The organism is Agromyces sp. NPDC055661 (assembly GCF_053618135.1).
In genome coordinates this window covers 1,450,160-1,469,896 of the sequence record NZ_JBSHHC010000001.1, presented here as the reverse complement: position 1 = coordinate 1,469,896, position 19,737 = coordinate 1,450,160, and the positions used below count along the sequence as shown (strand labels likewise).

General features: G+C 72.1%; 17 protein-coding genes. 11 read left to right on the top strand and 6 right to left on the bottom strand.

What is annotated here, in order from left to right; translation table 11 throughout:
• Positions 1-131: 131 nt before the first annotated feature.
• Positions 132-1,061: an alpha-E domain-containing protein gene (locus ACWGO8_RS06685; RefSeq protein ID WP_452042309.1), complete on the top strand. Its 930-nt coding sequence runs from the start codon at positions 132-134 to the stop codon at positions 1,059-1,061.
• Positions 1,058-1,903, top strand: a complete 846-nt coding sequence (locus tag ACWGO8_RS06680) for a transglutaminase family protein (protein ID WP_452042308.1) — start codon at positions 1,058-1,060, stop codon at positions 1,901-1,903. The genes ACWGO8_RS06685 and ACWGO8_RS06680 overlap by 4 nt, the downstream gene beginning before the upstream one ends.
• Before the next feature lie 97 nt (positions 1,904-2,000).
• Here ACWGO8_RS06680 and ACWGO8_RS06675 read toward each other — a convergent pair whose 3' ends face one another.
• A complete protein-coding gene (locus ACWGO8_RS06675; RefSeq protein ID WP_452042307.1) occupies positions 2,001-5,831 on the bottom strand; it encodes an NPCBM/NEW2 domain-containing protein in 3,831 nt (1,276 codons plus the stop codon).
• 338 nt (positions 5,832-6,169) lie between these two features.
• Here ACWGO8_RS06675 and ACWGO8_RS06670 point away from each other — a divergent pair, with 338 nt between their 5' ends.
• On the top strand, positions 6,170-7,018 hold the full coding sequence (locus ACWGO8_RS06670; RefSeq protein ID WP_452042306.1) for an alpha/beta fold hydrolase: 849 nt from the start codon (positions 6,170-6,172) through the stop codon (positions 7,016-7,018).
• Positions 7,019-7,030: 12 nt separating this feature from the next.
• Here ACWGO8_RS06670 and ACWGO8_RS06665 read toward each other — a convergent pair whose 3' ends face one another.
• Complete coding sequence (locus tag ACWGO8_RS06665; protein WP_452042305.1) at positions 7,031-7,672, bottom strand: histidine phosphatase family protein; 642 nt, start codon at positions 7,670-7,672, stop codon at positions 7,031-7,033.
• A 100-nt stretch (positions 7,673-7,772) separates the two neighbouring features.
• On the opposite strand from ACWGO8_RS06665, the gene ACWGO8_RS06660 reads away from it, so the two are divergent.
• Complete coding sequence (locus tag ACWGO8_RS06660; RefSeq protein WP_452042304.1) at positions 7,773-8,822, top strand: lipoate--protein ligase family protein; 1,050 nt, start codon at positions 7,773-7,775, stop codon at positions 8,820-8,822.
• 158 nt (positions 8,823-8,980) lie between these two features.
• On the top strand, positions 8,981-9,304 hold the full coding sequence (locus ACWGO8_RS06655) for a hypothetical protein (protein WP_376952678.1): 324 nt from the start codon (positions 8,981-8,983) through the stop codon (positions 9,302-9,304).
• Positions 9,305-9,437: 133 nt separating this feature from the next.
• Here ACWGO8_RS06655 and ACWGO8_RS06650 read toward each other — a convergent pair whose 3' ends face one another.
• The 4 genes from ACWGO8_RS06650 to ACWGO8_RS06635 are packed head-to-tail and all read right to left on the bottom strand — an operon-like array spanning position 9,438 to position 13,372.
• On the bottom strand, positions 9,438-9,935 hold the full coding sequence (locus ACWGO8_RS06650; RefSeq protein WP_452042303.1) for a flavodoxin family protein: 498 nt from the start codon (positions 9,933-9,935) through the stop codon (positions 9,438-9,440).
• A gap of 56 nt (positions 9,936-9,991) precedes the next feature.
• The gene (locus ACWGO8_RS06645; RefSeq protein WP_452042302.1) at positions 9,992-11,401 is read right to left on the bottom strand and encodes an amidohydrolase family protein; all 1,410 of its coding nucleotides are present in this window, start codon (positions 11,399-11,401) and stop codon (positions 9,992-9,994) included.
• Positions 11,398-12,705, bottom strand: coding sequence for an MFS transporter (locus ACWGO8_RS06640; protein WP_452042301.1), 1,308 nt, complete (start codon positions 12,703-12,705; stop codon positions 11,398-11,400). Before ACWGO8_RS06640 ends, ACWGO8_RS06645 begins: the two co-directional genes overlap by 4 nt.
• On the bottom strand, positions 12,689-13,372 hold the full coding sequence (locus ACWGO8_RS06635; protein ID WP_452042300.1) for a FadR/GntR family transcriptional regulator: 684 nt from the start codon (positions 13,370-13,372) through the stop codon (positions 12,689-12,691). Before ACWGO8_RS06635 ends, ACWGO8_RS06640 begins: the two co-directional genes overlap by 17 nt.
• A gap of 101 nt (positions 13,373-13,473) precedes the next feature.
• On the opposite strand from ACWGO8_RS06635, the gene ACWGO8_RS06630 reads away from it, so the two are divergent.
• Genes ACWGO8_RS06630 through ACWGO8_RS06605 form a run of 6 tightly spaced genes read left to right on the top strand, consistent with a single transcriptional unit; the run spans position 13,474 to position 19,736 of the window.
• Positions 13,474-14,547 carry an amidohydrolase gene (locus ACWGO8_RS06630; protein WP_452042299.1) on the top strand — a complete coding sequence of 358 codons (1,074 nt, stop codon included), beginning with the start codon at positions 13,474-13,476 and terminating at the stop codon, positions 14,545-14,547.
• Between the two features lie 45 nt (positions 14,548-14,592).
• The gene (locus tag ACWGO8_RS06625; protein WP_452042298.1) at positions 14,593-16,221 is read left to right on the top strand and encodes an ABC transporter substrate-binding protein; all 1,629 of its coding nucleotides are present in this window, start codon (positions 14,593-14,595) and stop codon (positions 16,219-16,221) included.
• The gene (locus ACWGO8_RS06620) at positions 16,218-17,168 is read left to right on the top strand and encodes an ABC transporter permease (protein ID WP_452042297.1); all 951 of its coding nucleotides are present in this window, start codon (positions 16,218-16,220) and stop codon (positions 17,166-17,168) included. The genes ACWGO8_RS06625 and ACWGO8_RS06620 overlap by 4 nt, the downstream gene beginning before the upstream one ends.
• Positions 17,165-18,046, top strand: a complete 882-nt coding sequence (locus tag ACWGO8_RS06615; RefSeq protein WP_452042296.1) for an ABC transporter permease — start codon at positions 17,165-17,167, stop codon at positions 18,044-18,046. The genes ACWGO8_RS06620 and ACWGO8_RS06615 overlap by 4 nt, the downstream gene beginning before the upstream one ends.
• The gene (locus ACWGO8_RS06610) at positions 18,043-18,900 is read left to right on the top strand and encodes an ABC transporter ATP-binding protein (protein WP_452042295.1); all 858 of its coding nucleotides are present in this window, start codon (positions 18,043-18,045) and stop codon (positions 18,898-18,900) included. Before ACWGO8_RS06615 ends, ACWGO8_RS06610 begins: the two co-directional genes overlap by 4 nt.
• Positions 18,897-19,736 (top strand): ABC transporter ATP-binding protein, encoded by an 840-nt coding sequence (locus tag ACWGO8_RS06605; RefSeq protein ID WP_452042294.1) that lies wholly within the window; start codon positions 18,897-18,899, stop codon positions 19,734-19,736. Before ACWGO8_RS06610 ends, ACWGO8_RS06605 begins: the two co-directional genes overlap by 4 nt.
• The last annotated feature ends 1 nt before the right edge of the window (position 19,737 follow it).

The following is a 19,737-nucleotide window of genomic DNA, read 5'->3' as shown; positions in this document are numbered from 1 at the left end:
CCGCCCTTCCGGGGTTGTTGGTGGTTGTGGGGGGGGGGGGGCCCGGGCTTGGCCCCGGGGCCCCCCCCGGGGGGGGGGGGGGGGGGCGCCCGCCCCCCCCCCCCCCCACGACCGGGGGAGGAGGCACCCGCATGCTGAGCCGCATCGCCGAATCCCTCTTCTGGATCGGCCGCTACATCGAGCGCAGTGACGGCACCGCGCGCATCCTCGACGTGCACCTGCAGCTCCTCCTCGAGGACCCGTGGATCGACGAGGACACCGCGTGCCGCTCGCTCCTCTCCGTCATGGGCTCCGAGGCCGAGCCGGGCGCCAGCCTGACTCGCGACGACGTCATCGCGCTCCTCGCCGTCGACCGCACGCATCCCGCCTCGATCGCGCATTCCATCGCCGCCGCCCGCGAGAACGCCCGCCGCGCCCGCGAGATCGTCTCGACGGAGCTGTGGGAAGCCCTGAACCAGACGAACGCACGGATGCCGCGACGCGTCGCCCACGACAAGACGCACGAGTTCTTCCGGTGGGTCCGCGACCGCTCGGCGCTCGCGCTCGGTGTCGTCGACTCCGCCACGAGCCGGGACGAGGCGTGGCAGTTCTTCTCCCTCGGACGCTCGATCGAACGCGCCGACATGACCGCACGGCTGCTCGCCACCAGATCGCTGACCGAGGCGAGCGGTCCGAGCTGGACCACGATCCTGCGCAGCTGCGGCGGCTACGAGGCGTACCTTCGCAGCTACCGCGGGGTGCCGTCGACGCAGTCGGCGGCGGAGTTCCTGCTGCTCGACCGGCTGTTCCCGCGCTCGATCATCTCGAGCGTCATCCGTGCGGAGGACTCGCTCCGCGAGATCGACCCGCGGGCCGGCCGCGTCGGCGTCACGGACCAGGCCAGGCGGCTGCTCGGCCAGATCCGCTCGGAGTTCGAGTACCGCCCGATCGCCGAGATCCTCACCGACCTGTCGGGCAACATGGAGCACGTGCAGGACGTCGTCTCGGGTGCGAGCGAGGCGATCCGCCAGCGGTACTTCCCCGCGAGCGTCGCACCGGTCTGGATCGGGGAGGTCTCGTGAGCCGCATCCGCATCGTGCACCGCACGGGCTTCACCTACGCGGAGCCGGCGACCGCGTCGTACAACGAGGCGCGGATGCTGCCGCACTCGGGCGGCGAGCAGTTCGTGCTGCAGGCCGGCCTCGACATCCGGCCGGGCGCGACGCAGCACTCGTACCTCGACTACTGGGGCACGCGCGTCTCCACGTTCGAGGTGCTCACGCCCCACCGCGAGCTGTCGGTCACGGCCACGAGCCTCGTCGAGGTGCGACCGTCGCCCGTGCCGCGGTCGGAGCTCTCCTGGGAGGAGCTCGAGGTCGCGGCAGGGTCGACCATCGGGCTCGTCGAGGCGTCGACGTTCTCGGATGCCACGACACCGCCGGCCGAGGTCGCCGAGCTCGCGCGCGAGATCGCCGCGGAGGGCGCGCCCGTGGGTGAGACCGCCCTCGAGATCAGCCGCGCCGTCGGCGGCGCCATGGAGTACGTGCGTGGCGTCACGGGCGTGCACTCCACCGCGACCGAGGCCTGGGCTGAGCGCAAGGGCGTCTGCCAGGACATCGCGCACGTCGCGCTCGGCGCACTGCGCTCGGTCGGCATCCCCGCGCGCTACGTGTCGGGCTACCTGCACCCCGATCCCGACGCCGACATCGGGCAGACCGTCGTCGGCGAGTCGCACGCCTGGGTCGAGTGGTTCGCGGGGGAGTGGCGCGGCTACGACCCCACCAACCTCAAGGAGGTCGGCGAGCTGCACGTCCTGGTCGGCCGTGGACGCGACTACAGCGACGTCACCCCGCTGCGGGGCGTGTACGCCGGTCCCGGGGCATCCGAGCTGTTCGTCTCGGTCGAGGTCACCCGCGTCGCCTGAGCTTGCGAGCGGATGCCGCGCCTTGGGCCCGCCCCGCCAGACGACGGGACCCGCCCCGCCGAACGGCGGGACGGGCCCTGCGATCACTGGTGTCGCGTCACTCGCACGTGAACCGGGCGTCACCCCAGATGCCGTGCGCGCCGTTGATGCTGCCGGGCGCCTCGACGACGAGGTCGACGTACTGCACGCCCGTGAGGTCGACGCTCACCGCCTCGGGCGCGAAGCCCGGGGTGAAGGTGCGCGACTGGTAGCGATTCGCGCCGTCGGCGTCGACCTTGAAGATCACGTTCCCGCCGAAGCCGGACTCGAGTCCGACCTGCGCCGTGAACCGCTGGCACTCGCCGCCGACGTAGTACGTGATCTTGGATGCCGCGTGCACGCCGAGGCCCTTCGCGTACACCGGCGACTGGCCGGTGACGGGGTCGGTGTAGTTGACCCTCAACGGCAGGTCGGGTGAGTTCGCCGCGTCCTTGTTCGCGACGTCCTTGCCGATCACGCCCCAGCCGTTCGAGGCGCTGATCCACGGCAGGTCGGACGCCCAGGCGGACGCCGTCGGCGCGGGCGGCAGCGGCTGCGACACGACCTGCCAGTCGAAGAACTTCGCCCGGCCCTCCGTGGGCAGCGTCACCGACGCGAGCTCCTTCGAGGGGATGAGCCGCACGAGGTTCGAGAACGCCTGGTAGTCGTACTGCGAGTACTCGTAGACATTCGGGTTCGACGCGCTGTTGCGGCCCTTGGAGCTCACCGCGACCTTCGCGCCGCCCAGGTTGGACGCGAACACCCAGTTCGGGAGGAACACGGGCTGCTTCGTGACGGTTCCGTCGGTGTAGGTGAGCGTGAGCTCGGGGCTCACCCCGCCGCCCGCCGCCGCCGCGCCGAGGATCGCGAGGTGCGTGCCCTGGCCGCGCACGGCGATGGTCTGGCCGCCGAGCGCCACGGAGTTCGGCTCGCCGACCGGTTCGGGCCAGCGGTAGGAGACGGCGGTCTCGCCCGTTCCGACCGTCACGGCGCCGCCCGGCACCACGCCCGCCTGCTCGAGCGCGGCCTTCGAGAAGGAGGCGCCGCCGCCGTCGAAGTTGCCGGCGCCGGCCGTCGCGACATCTGTGATCGACACCGTGTCGTACGCGCCCTGCAGCGAGCCGTACGCCACGTAGAGCTGGTTCGCGCCCGACACCTCGCGGTGCTGCTTCGAGGCCGACGTGTAGCCCGCGACCACCGTCACCGTCTGCGCGTCGGCGGCCGCGGCATCCGTCACCTCGAACACGAACTCGGCCGTGATCGACGCGCCCTTCTTCACGGTCGCCGCGCGATCGCCGGCCGCCGACACCAGCGTCCAGCCCTCGGGCGCGACGGGCGTGAGCACCACGTCGTCCTTCGCCTTCGCCCCCGTGTTCGTGAACGTCGCCGAGACCGTGGTCTGCTCCCCCTGGAACACGCGGTCGACGAGCGCGACGTCGACGGATGCCGCGGCGGCATCCGCATCCTTCCCGCCGACCGCGCTCGTGTCGGTGAGCAGCAGGCGTGCGGACGCGCCCGAGCCGATCGCGCCCGTCGCGATGACGACCACGCCGCCGGTCGCGTCGCCGACCCATGCCCAGCCGGTCCGGCCGTCGAGGGAACTCGCGTCGTCGACGCGCTGGAGGGTGGTCGAACCGAGCTTCACGGTGTTCGGCTCGGATCCGGTGTGCACCTCCAGGCGGTAGGGCCGGGCGTCGGCCTTGCCGTCGTAGTCGCCCTCGCGCTCGCCGATGCCGATCTTCACCGTGCCGGTCTTGCCGGACTTGGGTGCCTCGACCGTGAAGGCCTGGCGGCTGGCTTCGCCGTCGGCGTAGCCGCGGGTGACCTCGTCATCCTCGTAGAGCGTGAACTGGGAGTCGCCCTGCGGGTACACCGAGAGCGTGATCGGGGCGTCCTCGGGCACGAGCGACGCGTTGCGCGCGACGATGCCCTCGGGCACCACGGCGCCCGCTCGCACGAACACCGGCAGGCGGTCGAGGGGCGCGGGGTGTCCGTTCAGCACGGTGCCGCCCTCGTGCACGCGGCCCGTCCAGAAGTCGACCCAGCGGTCGCCGGCGGGCAGGTAGATGCCGTTGCGCACGTCGGTGGCCGTGAAGACCGGCGCCACGAGGAAGTCCTCGCCGAGGAGGAACTCGTTGTTCGCCTCGACGCTGTAGGCGCCTGGGTCGGCCGGGTACTCGAGCGCCACCGACCGCATCATCGGCAGGCCGGTGCGGTGGGACTGCTCGGCGAGCGTGTAGATGTACGGCATGAGCCGCTGGCGCAGCTGCAGGTACGAGCGGTTGATCTCCGTCGCCTCGTCGCCGTAGAGCCACGGCCGCTTGTCGGTGCGCGCCCAGCCGCTCATCGAGTAGAGCGCGGGGGCGAACGCCTTCCACTGCAGGTCGCGCACGTAGCTCTCTGCGGAGCCGCCGAAGATGCCGTCGACGTCGCCGGTCGTGAACGCGAGTCCGGAGTTGCCGGCGCCCGTCAGCGCGGAGACCTGCCAGCGGACGGCGTCGAGGTTGCCCGTGTGGTCGCCCGTCCACTGCATGCCGCAGCGCTGGGAACCCGCCCAGCCCTCGACCATGAGCGACGTGCCGCGCGCGTCGGAGTAGCGCTCGATGCCGTCGTGCGCGGCCTCGCAGCCGGTGAGGGCCTGACGGTAGCCCGAGCCGACCCAGGCGACGTCGAGCTTGCGCAGGCGCACGCCGGCCTCGCCGACCTCGTACTCCTGGTTGGTGAGCGACCGCTGGGTCCAGAGGCCGACCTTCAGGCCGGTCTGCTCCTCGATCGAGTCGACCGTGGCGGGGAGCTCCTGGTACTCGCAGCCGTAGCCGTCGTTCACGAGCATCCAGCCCGCCGGCATGTCGTGCTCGACGAACTGCTTCGCGACGTTCAGCGACTGCGGCGTGCGCTGCTTCGTGTTCTCGGGGTCGCCGAACCCCGAGGAGCTGTAGGTGGGGCTGGAGCGGTTGTAGCAGTCGGCGTCCCCGTACTCGAGCGCGTAGACCGGTGGCATCATCGGCCGACCCGTGAGCTGGGTGTACGACTCGAGCGCCTGGGTGTAGTCGCCCACGAAGTAGTACGCGTCGAACCGGCGCTCCTCGTGGGTGGTCGTGCCGGCGGCGAAGTCGTAGCTGCCGCGGGCGAAGGTGTTGCGGAGCACGCCGTACCCGTTCGACGACATGTAGTACGGCACGGCGTTCGGGTAGCCGTCGTCATCCCAGTCGAAGTTGCGGGCGATGTTGATCGTGGCCCCCGTGTGCACCGAGCGACCGTTCTGCATGCCGCCGCCGAGGAACTGCTCGCCGTCGCCGACCGCGAGGTGCTGGGTGGCCGACGCCGCGCCGAACGTGATCGGCGACGTCTCGGCGAAGAGGACCGAGCCGTCGGGTCGCACCGCGCGGACGGCGCCGGTGGCCCGGTCGACCTCCACGGCGACCGCGTCGGTCGCGATCCGGATCGTGTCGCCCTCGGAGACGGTCACGTGCGCGCCGTCGAACGTGTCGCCGCCGATGACGATGTCCGCGGTCCGCGCGGGGTCGTCCTGCGGGGTGTTGGCCGGGTCGGTGAACGCGCCGCTCGGATCGGCCTCGATCCGGAACGTCCCGTCCTCGAGGAACGTCACCCGCGCCGCTCCGTGCTCGGCCGACAGCGTCACCCGGGCGCCGTCCTGCGCCACGGCAGTGATGCCGCCGAGGGAGGCGCCCGCGGCATCCACGGGGACCTCGGGGTTCACCTGCTCGACCGGGATCGGGGTCGGCGCGGCGATCGCGGAGGCGGTCGCCGAGACCGTCGCGGCGGCGGCCGTCCCGCTCGCAGCGAACGCCGGCGCGACGCCGACGCCGGTGGCCGCGAGGACCGCGGCGAGGCCGATCCCGCAGGTCCTCGCGAGGAGGCCCAGACGGGGTATCCGGTGTTGGATCATCTTCTCTCACTTTCCACGTTGAACTGATCGAATGTGATTTGAAACCCAGCAAAACAGTCACATAGAATCAGTTTGGTTTCACCGCAGTCAAGGAATTCCGCGGATCTCGATGAGCGAATCCGGAGGAGCCCCGCGGCTCCTTCGGCGTGCCCGCGCACGTCCCCCGTGCGCACCGCGCCGCTGCCGGGGTGCGCGATTCAGGTGGGGAGGCGTGTCGTCACGCGCCGGCCCGGCGTGTCGGGCCGACACGCCGAGGGCGCACCTGAATTGCGAACACCTGCGAGCCTGGATTGCGAACATCACAGGGCAGCGGATGCCGCGCCTGACATGATGTCGGCATGCCGACGTTCACCGACGACCACGGAGTCCGGATCCACTACGCGTCGTGGCGCGTGCCCGAGCCGAACGCCGTCATCCAGCTCGCGCACGGGATCGGCGAGCACATCGGCCGCTACGGCGAGCTGATCGAGGCGCTGAACTCGGCCGGCTACTCCGTGTGGGCCGACGACCACCGTGGCCACGGGCAGACCGGCTTCGAGCAGCACGGCGGCGACCTGAGCCGCATGGGCCGTCCGGGGCCCGGCGGCATGGGAGCGGCGATCGCGGGCGTCGAGCGCTTCGGCGACGTGATCCGCGACGCCGAGGGCGGCGACGTGCCGCTCGTGCTGCTCGGCCACTCGTGGGGATCGTTCATGTCCCAGCACGTGGTGAACCGGCATCCCGACCGCTACGACGCGGTCGTGCTCACCGGTACCGCCTGGCTGCAGCTCGGCTGGACCAACACCGGCGACCTGAACAAGAGGTTCGCCCGGCCGGGCGGCACCCCGGTCGAGTGGCTGAGCCGAGATCCGCAGGTCGCCGAGGAGTTCATGCGCGACCCCTACACGACCGAGCGCACGCTGCAGCAGTTGTTCGGCTGGCCGCAGTCGTTCTCGCTCATCACGAGGCCGTCGAAGCAGATCCCGAGCGAGCTGCCGCTGCTCGTCATGGTCGGCTCCGACGATCCGGTGGCCGGGGAGCGCAGCGCGAAGGCGCTCCTGAAGGACTTCGTGCGGCGCGCGCACCTCGTCGACGCGACGCTCATCGTGTACGAGGGCGCACGGCACGAGGTCTTCAACGAGATCAATCGCCAGGAGGTCCGCGAGGACCTCGTCCGCTGGCTCGACGAGCGCTTCGCGGTCGACTGAGGCGAAGGCCGGTCAGTGGGCCTGCGCGGGCGGCACGTCGAACCCGAGCAGCCGGATCCGCGGGTGGTGCATCGCCCGGGACTCGGTCGCCCACGGATAGACGATCGTCGTCAGGTGGCAGTTGCCGAGCACGGGCAGCAGGTCGCGGTAGCCGTCGGGGTCCATGCCCGCGAGCTGGCAGAACAGCAGCCGGATGAGGGTCGCGTGTCCGACGATGAGCACCCGGCCGTCGGGGAACTCGCGGTGGAGGTCGTCGAACACGGGCAGCGCACGCGCGATGCCCGCCAGCCCGCTCTCGCCGCCGGGCAGCGGATTGGTCGCCGGCGCCGTGCGGAACGCCGCCCACTCCTCGGGGTACTGCGCGGCGATCTCGTCGGGCGTGAGGCCCTCGGCGACGCCGAAGTCGATCTCGACGAGCCGCTCGTCGGTGCGCAGCTCGAGGCCGGTCGTCTCGACCGACGGCGCGGCGGATCGCTGCGCCCGGCTGAGCGGCGAGGCGACGATCGCGTCGAGTCGGGCGTCGACCGCCCAGGCGCCGAGCGCGGCGGCCTGCCCGAGCCCGTGCCGAGTCAGCGCGACGTCCGAGTTGCCGGCGTAGCGATGCTCGGCGTGCCACACGGTCTCGCCGTGGCGGGCGAGGAAGAACGTGGTCATGGCGGCACGCTAGCACCGTCGGTCGCGCGCGAGCAGGGCCTGCTCTCGCCGTGGGCGAAACGGGCTCGACGAGCCCCGCGGCATCCGTAGGCTGGAGCCCATGCACGGTGAGTACAAGGTGCCCGGTGGCAAGCTCGTGGTCGTCGACTTCGACGTCGTCGACGGGGTGATCCGCAATCCCCGCGTGGCGGGCGACTTCTTCCTCGAGCCCGACGAGGCGCTCGCCGACATCGACGCGGCGCTGGAGGGGCTGCCCGCGGCATCCGATGCCAAGCAGCTCTCGGCCGCGATCACCGCTGGCCTTCGACCGGGTGCGGTCATGCTCGGCTTCTCGGCCGACGCGATCGCCGTGGCCGTGCGCCGGGCGATGACGGATGCCACGAGCTGGGCGAACTACGAGTGGGAGATCGTGCACGAGCCCGCCGTGTCCCCGCGGCTGCACCTCGCGCTCGACGAGGTGCTCGCGACGCGCGTCGGCGAGGGCCGGCGCAAGCCCACGCTGCGCTTCTGGGAGTGGGACGAGTCGGCCGTGGTGATCGGCAGCTTCCAGTCGGTGAAGAACGAGGTCGATCCCGAGGGCGCCGAGAAGTACGGGTTCGACGTCGTGCGCCGCATCTCGGGCGGCGGCGCGATGATGATGGAGCGCGGCAACGTCGTGACGTACTCGCTCTACGTGCCGTCGGAGCTCGTGCAGGGCATGAGCTTCGCCGACTCGTACGCGTTCCTCGACGACTGGGTGCTGCAGGGCCTGCGCGCGATCGGCATCGAGGCGACGTACCAGCCGCTCAACGACATCGCGAGCCCGCTCGGCAAGATCGGCGGCGCCGCGCAGAAGCGCCTCGGCTCCGGCGGCGTGCTGCACCACGTGACCATGGCGTACGACCTCGACAACGAGAAGATGCTCGAGGTGCTGCGCATCGGGCGCGAGAAGATCAGCGACAAGGGCATCGCGTCGGCGGCCAAGCGCGTCGACCCGCTGCGCTCGCAGACCGGACTCAGCCGTGGCGCGATCATCGAGAGCCTGAAGCAGACGTTCACCGACCTCTACGGCGCGACGCGCGGGCAGATCGACGACGACGAGCGCGCCGAGGCAGAGGCCCTGGTCGAGTCGAAGTTCTCGACGCGGGAGTGGCTCTACCGCGTGCCGTGAGCCGCGGGCACCCCTGCGCCTGCGCCCTGCGCCACGCTCGTTTCTCAGGACCGCGCACGGCGATTCGCCCTCTTCTCAGGACGTTTCGGCACGTCGACGCATCCGTGCCCGAAGAACTCCTGAAAAGTGATGAGGGATCGTCGGGCTAGAATCGCCGGGTGGATTGGTGGATCTGGGTCGGCATCGCCGTGGTCGTCGTGGCCTTCGGCTGGCTCGCCGTGCGGCTCGGCTGGATCGACCTCTCCGACAAGACGCGGCGCGGTGGCGGCGGTGGCGGCGGCGTCATGATGATCGGCGACGAGGTCTTCGCGCCGCGCAAGCACGAGGCCGCGGTCGAGCTCGATCGGCAGAGCCGACTCCCAGCACCCGCGCCCTCGCCGGGCGACGGCGACAAGGGCATCGCATTCGCCGCGGATGCCGCGGACGACGACGATCCCGACCGGTTCCGCGGTCGCATCCGGCTCGACATCGACCACCGCTGACCCCGCCCGAGGGTGAGGAGCGCCCGGCGGAGCCGGACGACTCCGGGGGTTGAGGAGCGCCCGGCGGAGTCGGACGCGTCTCGAAACCCCTAGCGCGGCGAGCCGGTTTCGAGACGCCTGCTGCGCGGGCTCCTCAACCCGCGAACAAGCGTGCGAGCTCGCGCCCCCAGCGCTCGGCGCGCGCGGTCTCGCCGTCGGCGAGCGGACCCGAGTAGCCGTGCACCCCGAAGGTCTCGGGCTTCGCGATGGGCTGCATCCCGCGGCGCACGAGGTGCTTGATCGCCTTCTTCGCGGCCGAGCCGGGAAGCCGCGGCGACACCGTCCGGGTGTCGAACGTCGCGACGCGCGGCGGCTGCGTCGGCGTGGCGAGCCCGTCGAGCCACTCGCGGATGCCGCGAGTCGGGATGTGCTCCGCACCCTGTTCCCTGGCCGACTTGCGGGTCGCCGGAGTCGACATCGCGAACGCGTGGGTGGGGCCGCCGACCACGACCAGGTCGATGTCGTCGGGGATGCGGTCGGGCGCGGCATCCGTGCCGAGCACTTCGACGTCGCCGCCGATGCCGGTCGCGATCGCGCGGCCGATGGCCTCGGTGTTGCCCCAGATGGATTCCACGACGATGAGCGTGCGCATGTCGACCACCCCCGCTCCGCAACCTACGCTCAGCGCGGGCCGATGGGAAGGATCGCTCAGCGTCCGAGCTGGATCCGCTCGGACGCCCGCCGGTGCCGTTCGAGCGACCGCGGGACGTCGACCGTCCGCAGCTGCCCGTCGCGCACGACGAAGCGTCCGCCGACGACCGTGTGCCAGGCCCACGCCGGCCCGCACTGCATGAGCCCGGTGATCGGATCGGCGAGCACGCCCGCGTAGGGGAGCGTGTCGACGCGCCACACCGACACGTCGCCGTTCGCGCCGACGGACAGCTGCCCGATCTCGCCCTCGCGGCCCAGCGCACGGGCGCCGCCGCGCGTCGCCATCCGCAGTGCGTCGCGGGCGCTCATCGCCGTGGCACGACCCTCGCGCTGCCGGCTCAGCAGCATCGCGAGCTTCGTCTCGAGCCACAGCGACTGGTGGTCGGCGGCGGTCGCGCCGTCGCATCCGATGCCCACGTTCACGCCGGCGTCGAGCATCGGCCGGATGGGAGGCGGACCGCCGGGCAGTCCGCCGTCGATCATCGTCATGCTCGGGCAGTGCGCGACGGAGACGCCGGTCGCGGCGAGCATCGCGACCTCCCGCTCGTCGGGGTAGACGACGTGCGCGAGCCAGGTGCGGTCGCTGAGCCAGCCGAGGTCCTCGAAAACCTCGAGCGGTCGCCGGCCGTAGCGCTCTCGGACGAACGCCTCCTCGTCGGGATCGTCGGCGACGTGGCTGTGCAGCCGCACGTCGAGGGCCTCCGCCAGTCGGCGCGACTCGACCATGGCGTCGGCCGAGCTGCTCATCAGCGTGCTGGGCCCGACGCCGACCCGCACGAACGAGCCCGGCGACGGATCGTGGTGCTCGGCGACGAGCCGCGCGGTCTCGTCGAGCACCGCGTCGAGACGCTCGACGAGCCCGGGCGGACAGACGCCGTTCTCGTCGGGTCCGATCGTCATCGATCCGCGCACCGGGCTGAACCGCAGCCCGACCGCCCGGGCCGCCTCGACCTGCGCGTCGATCAAGCCGGGCTCGGGGTGCAGGTAGAGGTGGTCGGCGCTCGTCGTGCACCCGCTGAGGGCGAGTTCGGCGAGCCCGACGGTCGTCGAGATCGCCGCGGCGTCGGCGTCGAGCCGGGCCCACGCGGTGAAGTACGTCCAGAACCAGTCGGTGAGGCTCTCGACCTGCTCGGCGGGTGCGTAGGCGCGGGTGAGGTTCTGGTACAGGTGCTGGTGCGCGTTGACGAGGCCGGGGAGCACGACGCATCCGCGCGCGTCGACGACCTCCCGCGCCGCGGGCGGGGTCGTCGTTCGATCGCCCAGTCCGACGATCAGCCCGTCGTCGATCGCCACCCATCCGCCGGCGAGCTCGGTGCCGGCGTCGTCGAAGCACGCGAGCACGTCGGCGTCGCGGATGACGAGGTCGACGGGTGCGGTCGCCGTAGTGGGCGAGAGTTCGTGCGTCATCGCTCGGATGCCCCGACCGCGTCGGTGTCGGCCGCTGCAACGGATGCCGCGTCATTCGCGAGCTCCGCGTCGGCATCGGATGCCGCGTGGATGGCCGCCCCGTCGGCACGAGCGCCGCGCTCCACCACGTGCCGCCCGGCCGCCCATCCCGCGATCGCCTCGCCGACGACGACCGCCGCGAGCACGCCGACCGCCCCGACCCACGGCACCGCGGCCGCGTGCAGCAGCCCGAGCACCAGCGGACCGAGCGCGGCGAACGCGTAGCCGAACCCCTGCGCGAACGCCGAGAAGGCGGCGACGTCGCCCCGCGCCTTGAGCACGATGAGGGCGACGCCCAGGCCGAAGGCCGCGCCCTGCGCGAGTCCGAGCACCCCGGTGAAGACGGGGGCGAGTTCGACCGGCGCGAGCGCCACTCCGGCGAGGCCGACGAGCGTTCCCGCTGCGGCGATGGCGACGAGGACGTGCTGGCGCGGCATCCGCCCGGCGATCACCGGCACGACGAGCGAGGCGGGCAGTCCGGCGAGGCTGAGCCACGCCAGCAGTGCCGCGGCGTGCTCGGGCGTGGCGCCGCGGTCGACGTAGAGCGTCGGCAGCCAGGCCGCGGTCGCGAAGAACACGAGCGCCTGGCATCCGAAGAACGCCGTCACCTGCCAGAGCAGCCGGCCCGCGTGCACCGGATGCCGCGGCCGCCCCGCCGTGGCGAGCGTCGTCGCCCGTCGACCGGCGCGGCCGACCGCGATCGCCGCGACCGCGACCACGAGGAGCGCCGGCACCGCCCAGGCTGCGAGGGCGAGCGGGAGCGAGCCGAACGCGGCGAGGAGTGGGACCGTGAGGCCGGCGCCGAGTGCCGCGCTCACGCCGAAGCTCGTGGAGAACACGCCCGACCAGAGGCCCGCGCGCGAGCCGAGCCGGTCGTGGATCACGCGCGGCATCAGCACGCTGAGTCCCGAGATGGCCGCGCCCGCCACGATCGTGCCGGCGAAGAGCGCGACCGTGCCCATCGGGCGCAGCGCGACGGCGAGCACGAGCGCCGCGGCGATCACCAGGACCGACCGCTCGGGGCCGAATCGGCGGTCGAGCAGCGGACCGAGCGGCGCGCCGACCGCGAGCAGCAGCACCGGCAGGCTCGAGAGCACCGCGGCGCCGGCGGGGGAGAGTCCGTAGTGCGCGGACACGGCGTCGAGCGTGGCCGAGACGCTCGTGATCGGGTCGCGGAGGTTCAGGCCCGCGGCGACGACCAGTGCGGCCGACGCGACGACGGTGGAGCGGTGGCCGTGCTGGCGCGGGTCAGTCCTGCGACCCATGCCACTGCTGCTCGTGGTCGTCGAGCACGCTGAGCGCGGCGGCGGTCGCGGCCGGGCTGTCGCCCCCGTCGATCGCGGTGAACAGCGCCTCGTGGAACCCGCCCTCGGGGTCGTCGGACACGGCCATGCAGTTCGTGCGGGCCACGGAGTCGCGCAGCGACGGCTCGAAGCTCAGGTAGATGCCGGTGAGCAGCGCGTTCTTCGAGGCGCGGGCGATGCCGATGTGGAAGGCCACGTCGTGGTCGATGAACGCGGCGAGGTCGTCGGCGGCGACCGCGGCGGAGCGCCCGTCGAGGGCCTCGCGCAGCTGTCGCAGGTCGGCGTCGGTGCGCTTCGCCGCCGCCTCGCGCGCCGCGACGACGTCGAGGGCGCGGCGAACGGCGACGACCTCGGCGTCGTCGGCGCCGTCGATCGCGTGCTGCAGTGCGACGGTGGTCTCGTCGTCGGCCACCACGTAGGTGCCGTCGCCCTGGCGGGTCTCGAGGAGGCCGAGCTGCACGAGGGAGCGGACGGCCTCGCGGACGGAGGGCCGGCTCACGCCGAGCGTCTCGACGAGCCGGGCCTCGGTGGGGATCTTGCTGCCGATCGGCCACTCGCCGCTCTTGATCTCGGCACGGAGCCGTTCGACGACCGTGTCGACCAGTGAGACGCGTGCGATCTGCTGCATTGCGGGTTCCCTCTTCCGAAGATGTGTGATAACCATATCATCTGACGAATTCGAACGACAGTCTCGAGTTCGAGCAATCCCTCTCGAGGAAGCAGGTGACCGTGTTCGCGACATCCGACCCGACGACCGCCGTCGTCGCCGCGCCGCTCGTGGACGCGCACGTCCACCCCGACAAGTCGTCGTGGGGCGGGCCGTGGCTCTCCCGGCGGGCGGCGGCGACGCTGCGCGACTTCATCGAGCACGACGTGCGGACGCAGGCTGCGTACACCCGCTCGGTCGAGGAACGCGCGCTCGCGCTGTTCCGCACCGCCGTGGCGAACGGCACCAGAGCGGTGCGCGCGCAGGTGGACGTCGGGCCGGCCCAGGGACTCGCCAACGTGCACGGGGTGCGCGCGGCATCCGAACGCCTGGGCGGCCTGCTCGACGTGCAGGTCGTCGCCTTCCCGCAGCAGGGCCTGCTCATCGCGCCCGGCACGCTCGACCTGCTCGACCAGGCGCTGCGCGAGGGTGCCGACCTCGTCGGCGGCATCGACCCCGTCGGCCTCGATCGGGACCTCGACGGGCACCTCGACGCGGTGTTCGGACTCGCGGCAACGCACGGCGTCGACGTGGACATCCACCTGCACGACGGTGGCGAGCCGGGCCTCGACGAGACCCGTCGCATCGCCGCACGTGCGGTCGCCGAGGGCATGCAGGGTCGCGTCACGATCAGCCACGCCTTCGCGGTCGCCGAGGCATCCGGTGACGCGCTCTCGTCGATCGCCGACACGCTCGCCGACGCCGGGGTGTGGCTCACCACCTGCGCGCTCGGGGGCGACCCCGTGCTGCCCGTCGCGTTCCTGCGCGACCGCGGCGTGCGCGTGGCCATCGGCTCCGACGGCGTTCGCGACTCGTGGACGCCCTTCGGCACGGGCAGCATGGTCGACCGCGCCCACCTGCTCGCGTACCGCACCGACGCGATGACCGACGCCGACCTCGAGCTCGCCTACGACGCCTGCTCGCGCGCCGGCGCCGAGCTGCTCGGCCTGCCCGCCGGACCCGTCGATGCGGACTCGTCCGACCGCCTCGAGTTCGACGGCGAATGCCTCGCGCAGGTCGTCGTCGACCGCCCGGCGCCCGCCCGCGTCATCCGCAACGGCCGCGTGATCGCCCGCAACGGCGACCTCACCGGCTGACGCCGAACCCCCGACCACCCGCACCGAAGACGAAGGAGTCTCCAGATGCATGCCCCCCGAGCCGCCATCCCGTTCGTCGCCACGGCCGTCGCCGTCGCGCTGGCCGGATGCTCGCTGCCCGGCGCCGATCCGTACGGCACCGCCATCGACCGGTCCGACCTCGTGACCACCACCCCGCCGGGGCCCGGCGAGCTCGACGAGCTCCGCTGGAACCTGCCCTACGAGCCGTTCTCGATCGACGCGATGCGCTCGTTCAACTACGCCGAGAACACCGTCATCGCCAACCTCTGCGAGTCGATGCTGCGGCTCACGCCCGACCTCGAGACCGAGCCAGGCCTGGCCGTGCGGGTCGACAAGCCCGACGACCTGACCCAGGTCTACGAGCTGCGCGACGACGTCGAGTTCTGGGACGGCAACCCGATGACGGCCGACGACGTCGCGTACAGCCTGAACCGCCAGCTCGACCCCGACAACGGCTCGTACTTCGCGGGGTACTACGGCAAGGTCGCGTCGATCGAGGCCACCGGCCCGTTCGAGGTAACCGTGCGGTTCACCGAGCCCGACGCCCTGTTCGAGCAGGCGATGGCCACGGCCGCGGGCGCGATCTCGGAGCAGGCGTTCACCGAGGACGCCGGCGAGGGCTACGGCACGCCGCAGACCGGCGTGATGTGCACCGGGCCGTTCCGCTTCGCGTCGTGGGAGCCCGGCCGCGACCTCGTGATCGAGCGAAACGACGCGTACTGGGACGACGCGCTCCGCCCGAAGGCGGAGCGCGTGGAGTTCAGTTTCATCGCCGACGAGTCGACGGCCGTGAACGCGCTGCGCAGCGGCGAGATCGACGGACAGTACTTCTACCTGCCGCCCGCCGGCCTCATCCAGCTGCAGAACGACGACGCGCTCACGCTCGACTCCGGCGAGTCGCTCGTGTTCTTCGCGCTCATCGGCGCGAACGACACCGGTCCGATGGCCGACGTGCGCGTGCGCCAGGCACTCTCCGCGATCATCGACCGCACGGCGATCGCCAACGTGGTGCTCCAGGGCGCCGCGCTCCCGACGCCGTCGCTCGCCGGCCCCGACTACTGGGGCTACGAGGAGGAGGCGTTCGCCGCCGCGAACGACGAGTTCGACGTCGACACCGACGTCGAGCGCGCGAAGGCCCTGCTCGAGGAGGCCGGCCCGCAGGACCCGATCGTGATCGGCATCCAGGGCAGCTCGGCCGTGCACGAGCAGACCGCGAACGTGATCCAGGCCGCCGGACGCAAGCTCGGCCTCGACATCCGCACCAAGGTGATCCCGGTCGAGCAGTTCGGCAACCTGTACAACGACCCGACCGCACGCGAGGGCCTCGACGGGTTCTTCACCACCTGGTACGGCAACTTCCCCGACCCGCTCGAGGCGTACACGATGTTCGTCGCCGGCGGCTACAACAACTACGGCGCCTACGACGAGGTGAGCGACCAGGTCGGCGAGGCGATCGCCACGCTCGACCCGGCCGAGCGGGCGCGCAAGGTCATCGACATCCAGGCGGCCGTCACGCGCGACGTGCCGTGGACGCCGCTCGTCTCGCTGCCGACGATCCTCGTGCAGAACGCCCGCGTCTCGGGCGCCACGGCCTCCATGGCCTACCTCTACCAGCCGTGGGCCGCGACCATCGGCGGAACGGAGTCGAAGTGAACATCGCCATCTACGCGCTGAAGCGCCTCGGCAGCCTGCTGCTGGTGCTGCTCGTCACGTCGTTCCTCGTGTTCGGGCTGCTCTACCTCGCGCCCGGCACGCCGCTGTCGTTCCTGCTCGGCCCGCGCGGCGGGACGCCGGAGCAGATCGCTGCGGTGACCGAGAAGTACCACCTCGACGAGCCGTTCCTCGCCCGGTACGTCGCCTGGCTGGGCGACGTGCTCCACGGCGACTTCGGCCAGTCGATCGTCTACCGGCAGGACGTCTCCGACATGATCGACGGGCGCATCGGCACCACCGCGGCGCTCGTGGCGATCGCCGCCGTCGTGATCGCGATCGTCGGCATCGTGCTCGGCACGACCGCCGCACTGCGCGGCGGCGCGACCGGCAGCACGATCTCATCGCTCGCCTCCGTCGCGCTCTCGACGCCCGTGTTCGTCATCGGCGTCGCCCTGATCAGCGTCTTCGCGGTCGCGCTCGGCTGGTTCCCCGTGTTCGGGAGCGGCTCGGGCGGGCTCGACACGGTGTACCACCTGACGCTGCCCGCCATCGCGCTCAGCGTCGGCGGCGCCGCGTACCTGGTCCGGATCACCCGCGCCTCGGTCGACGAGGAGCGCGGCCGCGAGCACGTGCAGACGGCGGTCGCCCGGGCGCTCCCGCGCCAGGTCGTGATCCGCCGGCACATCCTGCGCAACGCGCTCATCCCGATCACCACCGTGCTCGGCCTGACCATCGCGTCGCTCATCGCCGGCGCAGTCGTCGTCGAGAACGTGTTCGCGATCGACGGGCTCGGGTCGCTCCTCGTGAAGGCCATCCTGCAGCGGGACTTCGCGGTCGTTCAGGCCGTCGTGCTCGTCATGGTCTTCGGCTTCGTCATCATCAACGCCGTGGTCGACGTGCTCTACAGCGTCATCGACCCGCGCATCGCCCTCGGGAGGACCGCATGAGCCAGTCCGTGCTCACCACCACCGCCCTGCCCGCGTTCCGCGCGTCGACGCGCCGGCGCTCGGGCCTCGTCGACCGCCTCGGCGCCGTCGGCGTCACCGCCGCCGTCGTGCTCGGCGTCATCATCCTCGTCGCGGCGCTCGCACCGTGGATCGCCCCGTACGACCCCGACGAGCCCGACCTGCTGAACGTGCTCGCCTCGCCCAGCGCCGCGCACTGGCTCGGCACCGACGCGCTCGGCCGCGACATCCTCTCGCGGCTGATGTGGGGCGCACGCCTCACGATCGTCGGTCCCGGCATCGTCATCGTGCTGTCGACGCTCGTCGGCACCGCACTCGCCCTGACGGCGGCCTGGTTCCGAGGCAGGACGGATGCCGGGATCTCATGGGTCCTCGACGTGATGTTCGCGGTGCCCGGCATCGTGTTCGCCCTCATCGCGGTCGCCTTGTTCGGTCCGAGCTTCGGCACCGTCGTGGCGGGCCTCACGATCGCGTACATCCCGTACGTGGCCCGCGTCGTGCGCGGCGCAGCCCTGCGCGAACGGAGCCTGCCGTACGTCTCGGCCGCGTGGCTGCAGGGCCAGCGCGGGGGCGCGATCACCACCCGGCAGCTGCTGCCGAACCTGACGCCGCTCATCGTGGCCCAGGCGGTCTCGGCGCTCGGATTCGCGGTGATCGACCTCGCCGCGGTCTCGTTCCTCGGCCTCGGGGTGCAGCCGCCGACGGCCGACCTCGGCCTCATGGTGAAGAGCGGCTTCGACAGCGTGCTGCGCGGGTTCTTCATGGAGTCCGCCGCGGCGGGCACGCTCATCGTCCTCATCGTCCTCTGCGTCACCGTCATCGGCGACCGACTCACCGCCTCGGCAAGGAGCCCGAAATGACCGAGCCGCTGCTCTCCATCCGCGACCTCACGGTCGAGACCCCCGCGCGAGCCGGATCCAAGCGCCTGCTGAATGGCGTGAGCCTCGGCGTCGGTGCCGGCGAAGCGGTCGCGCTCGTCGGCGAGTCGGGCTCGGGCAAGTCGCTGACCACCCGGACGGTGATGCGGCTGCTGCCCACGTCGTTCCGCGTCGGCGGATCGATCTCGTACGACGGCCGCGACGTGCTCGGCATGGGCCGCGACGAACTGCGGCGGTTCCGCGGCCGCGAGGTGGGGATGATCTTCCAGGACCCGCGGGCGCACATCAATCCGGTGCACCGGGTCGACGACTTCCTCACCGAGGCGCTCCGGACGACGCGCGGCGTCTCCCGCGCGGAGGCCGAGGAGCGAGCGGTCGCCCTGCTCGCCGACGTCGGCGTTCGAAATCCGGGCCAGCGACTGCGGCAGTACCCGCACCAGCTCTCGGGCGGCCTGCTGCAGCGCGTGCTCATCGCGTCGGTGCTGCTCGCCGAACCGCGACTGCTGCTCGCCGACGAGCCGACCACCGCGCTCGACGTGACCGCGCAGTCCGACGTGATGGCGATCCTCGAGGAGCAGCGCGCCCAGCGCGGGCTCGCCCTCCTGTTCATCACGCACGACCTCGAGCTCGCGGCCGCATGCTGCGACCGGATCGCCGTGATGTACGCGGGCGAGATCGTCGAGGAGGGGCCGCACGTGGCCGAGGATCCGCGGCATCCGTACACCAGGGAGCTCCTGGCCGCTCGGCCCGGCATCGACGTGCGGGCCGAGCGCCTGCCCGTGCTCCGCTACAACCGCACGACCCACGAGCAGCTGAAGGCGAGGAGCATCGCATGAACGCCACCCCGGTCCTGTCCGTCCGGCAGCTCCGCAAGGAGTACCCGTCGCCCGTGCGCGGCGGCGATCCCGTCGTCGCCGTCGATGGGATCGACCTCGACGTCCATCCCGGCGAGTGCCTCGCGATCGTGGGGGAGTCGGGCTCGGGCAAGACGACGGTCGCCAAGGCGGTCGTCGGCCTCGAGCGGCCGACGTCGGGCACCGTCGCGATCGACGGCGTGGAGCGCGGCCGCCCGCCGACCCGGCATCGCGACCGGGCGCGGTGGGCGAGCGAGGTGCAGTACGTGTTCCAGGACCCGTACTCGTCGCTCAACCCTCGCCAGCGCGTCGGCGCCGTCGTCGACACGTCCGTCGGGATCCACCGCCCCGAGCTCTCGCGCGCCGATCGCCGGCTCGTCGTCGAGGCCCTCCTCGACGACGTGGGCCTCGGCGACGGGTTCGCCGACCGGCTGCCGCACGAGCTGTCGGGCGGCCAGCGCCAACGCGTGGCCATCGCACGCGCGCTCGCGGCGAACCCGCGGCTCGTCATCCTCGATGAGGCGGTCGCCGCGCTCGACGTGTCGATCCAGGCGCAGATCCTCAACCTGCTCGCCGACCTGCGGGCGCAGCGCCCGGTGAGCTACCTGTTCATCACGCACGACCTCGCGGTCGTCAACCAGATCGCCGACCGGGTGATCGTCATGGAGCAGGGCGTCGTCGTCGAGGAGGGCGACACGCGCCAGGTGCTCGACCGCCCGGCGCACGTGTACACGCGCACGCTGGTCGCCGCGGTGCCGCGTCCGGGCTGGACGCCCCGCCGACGGTCGCAGCTCGCGGGGGCGGTGCCGGTGCAGTAGG

What these genes read in the sequence shown, in the direction of transcription:
- ACWGO8_RS06685 (WP_452042309.1), top strand. Translation starts at nt 132, where the DNA reads ATGCTGAGCCGCATCGCCGAATCCCTCTTCTGGATCGGCCGCTACATC.
- ACWGO8_RS06675 (WP_452042307.1), bottom strand. Translation starts at nt 5,831, where the DNA reads ATGATCCAACACCGGATACCCCGTCTGGGCCTCCTCGCGAGGACCTGC.
- ACWGO8_RS06670 (WP_452042306.1), top strand. Translation starts at nt 6,170, where the DNA reads ATGCCGACGTTCACCGACGACCACGGAGTCCGGATCCACTACGCGTCG.
- ACWGO8_RS06665 (WP_452042305.1), bottom strand. Translation starts at nt 7,672, where the DNA reads ATGACCACGTTCTTCCTCGCCCGCCACGGCGAGACCGTGTGGCACGCC.
- ACWGO8_RS06660 (WP_452042304.1), top strand. Translation starts at nt 7,773, where the DNA reads ATGCACGGTGAGTACAAGGTGCCCGGTGGCAAGCTCGTGGTCGTCGAC.
- ACWGO8_RS06650 (WP_452042303.1), bottom strand. Translation starts at nt 9,935, where the DNA reads ATGCGCACGCTCATCGTCGTGGAATCCATCTGGGGCAACACCGAGGCC.
- ACWGO8_RS06645 (WP_452042302.1), bottom strand. Translation starts at nt 11,401, where the DNA reads ATGACGCACGAACTCTCGCCCACTACGGCGACCGCACCCGTCGACCTC.
- ACWGO8_RS06640 (WP_452042301.1), bottom strand. Translation starts at nt 12,705, where the DNA reads ATGGGTCGCAGGACTGACCCGCGCCAGCACGGCCACCGCTCCACCGTC.
- ACWGO8_RS06635 (WP_452042300.1), bottom strand. Translation starts at nt 13,372, where the DNA reads ATGCAGCAGATCGCACGCGTCTCACTGGTCGACACGGTCGTCGAACGG.
- ACWGO8_RS06625 (WP_452042298.1), top strand. Translation starts at nt 14,593, where the DNA reads ATGCATGCCCCCCGAGCCGCCATCCCGTTCGTCGCCACGGCCGTCGCC.
- ACWGO8_RS06615 (WP_452042296.1), top strand. Translation starts at nt 17,165, where the DNA reads ATGAGCCAGTCCGTGCTCACCACCACCGCCCTGCCCGCGTTCCGCGCG.
- ACWGO8_RS06610 (WP_452042295.1), top strand. Translation starts at nt 18,043, where the DNA reads ATGACCGAGCCGCTGCTCTCCATCCGCGACCTCACGGTCGAGACCCCC.
- ACWGO8_RS06605 (WP_452042294.1), top strand. Translation starts at nt 18,897, where the DNA reads ATGAACGCCACCCCGGTCCTGTCCGTCCGGCAGCTCCGCAAGGAGTAC.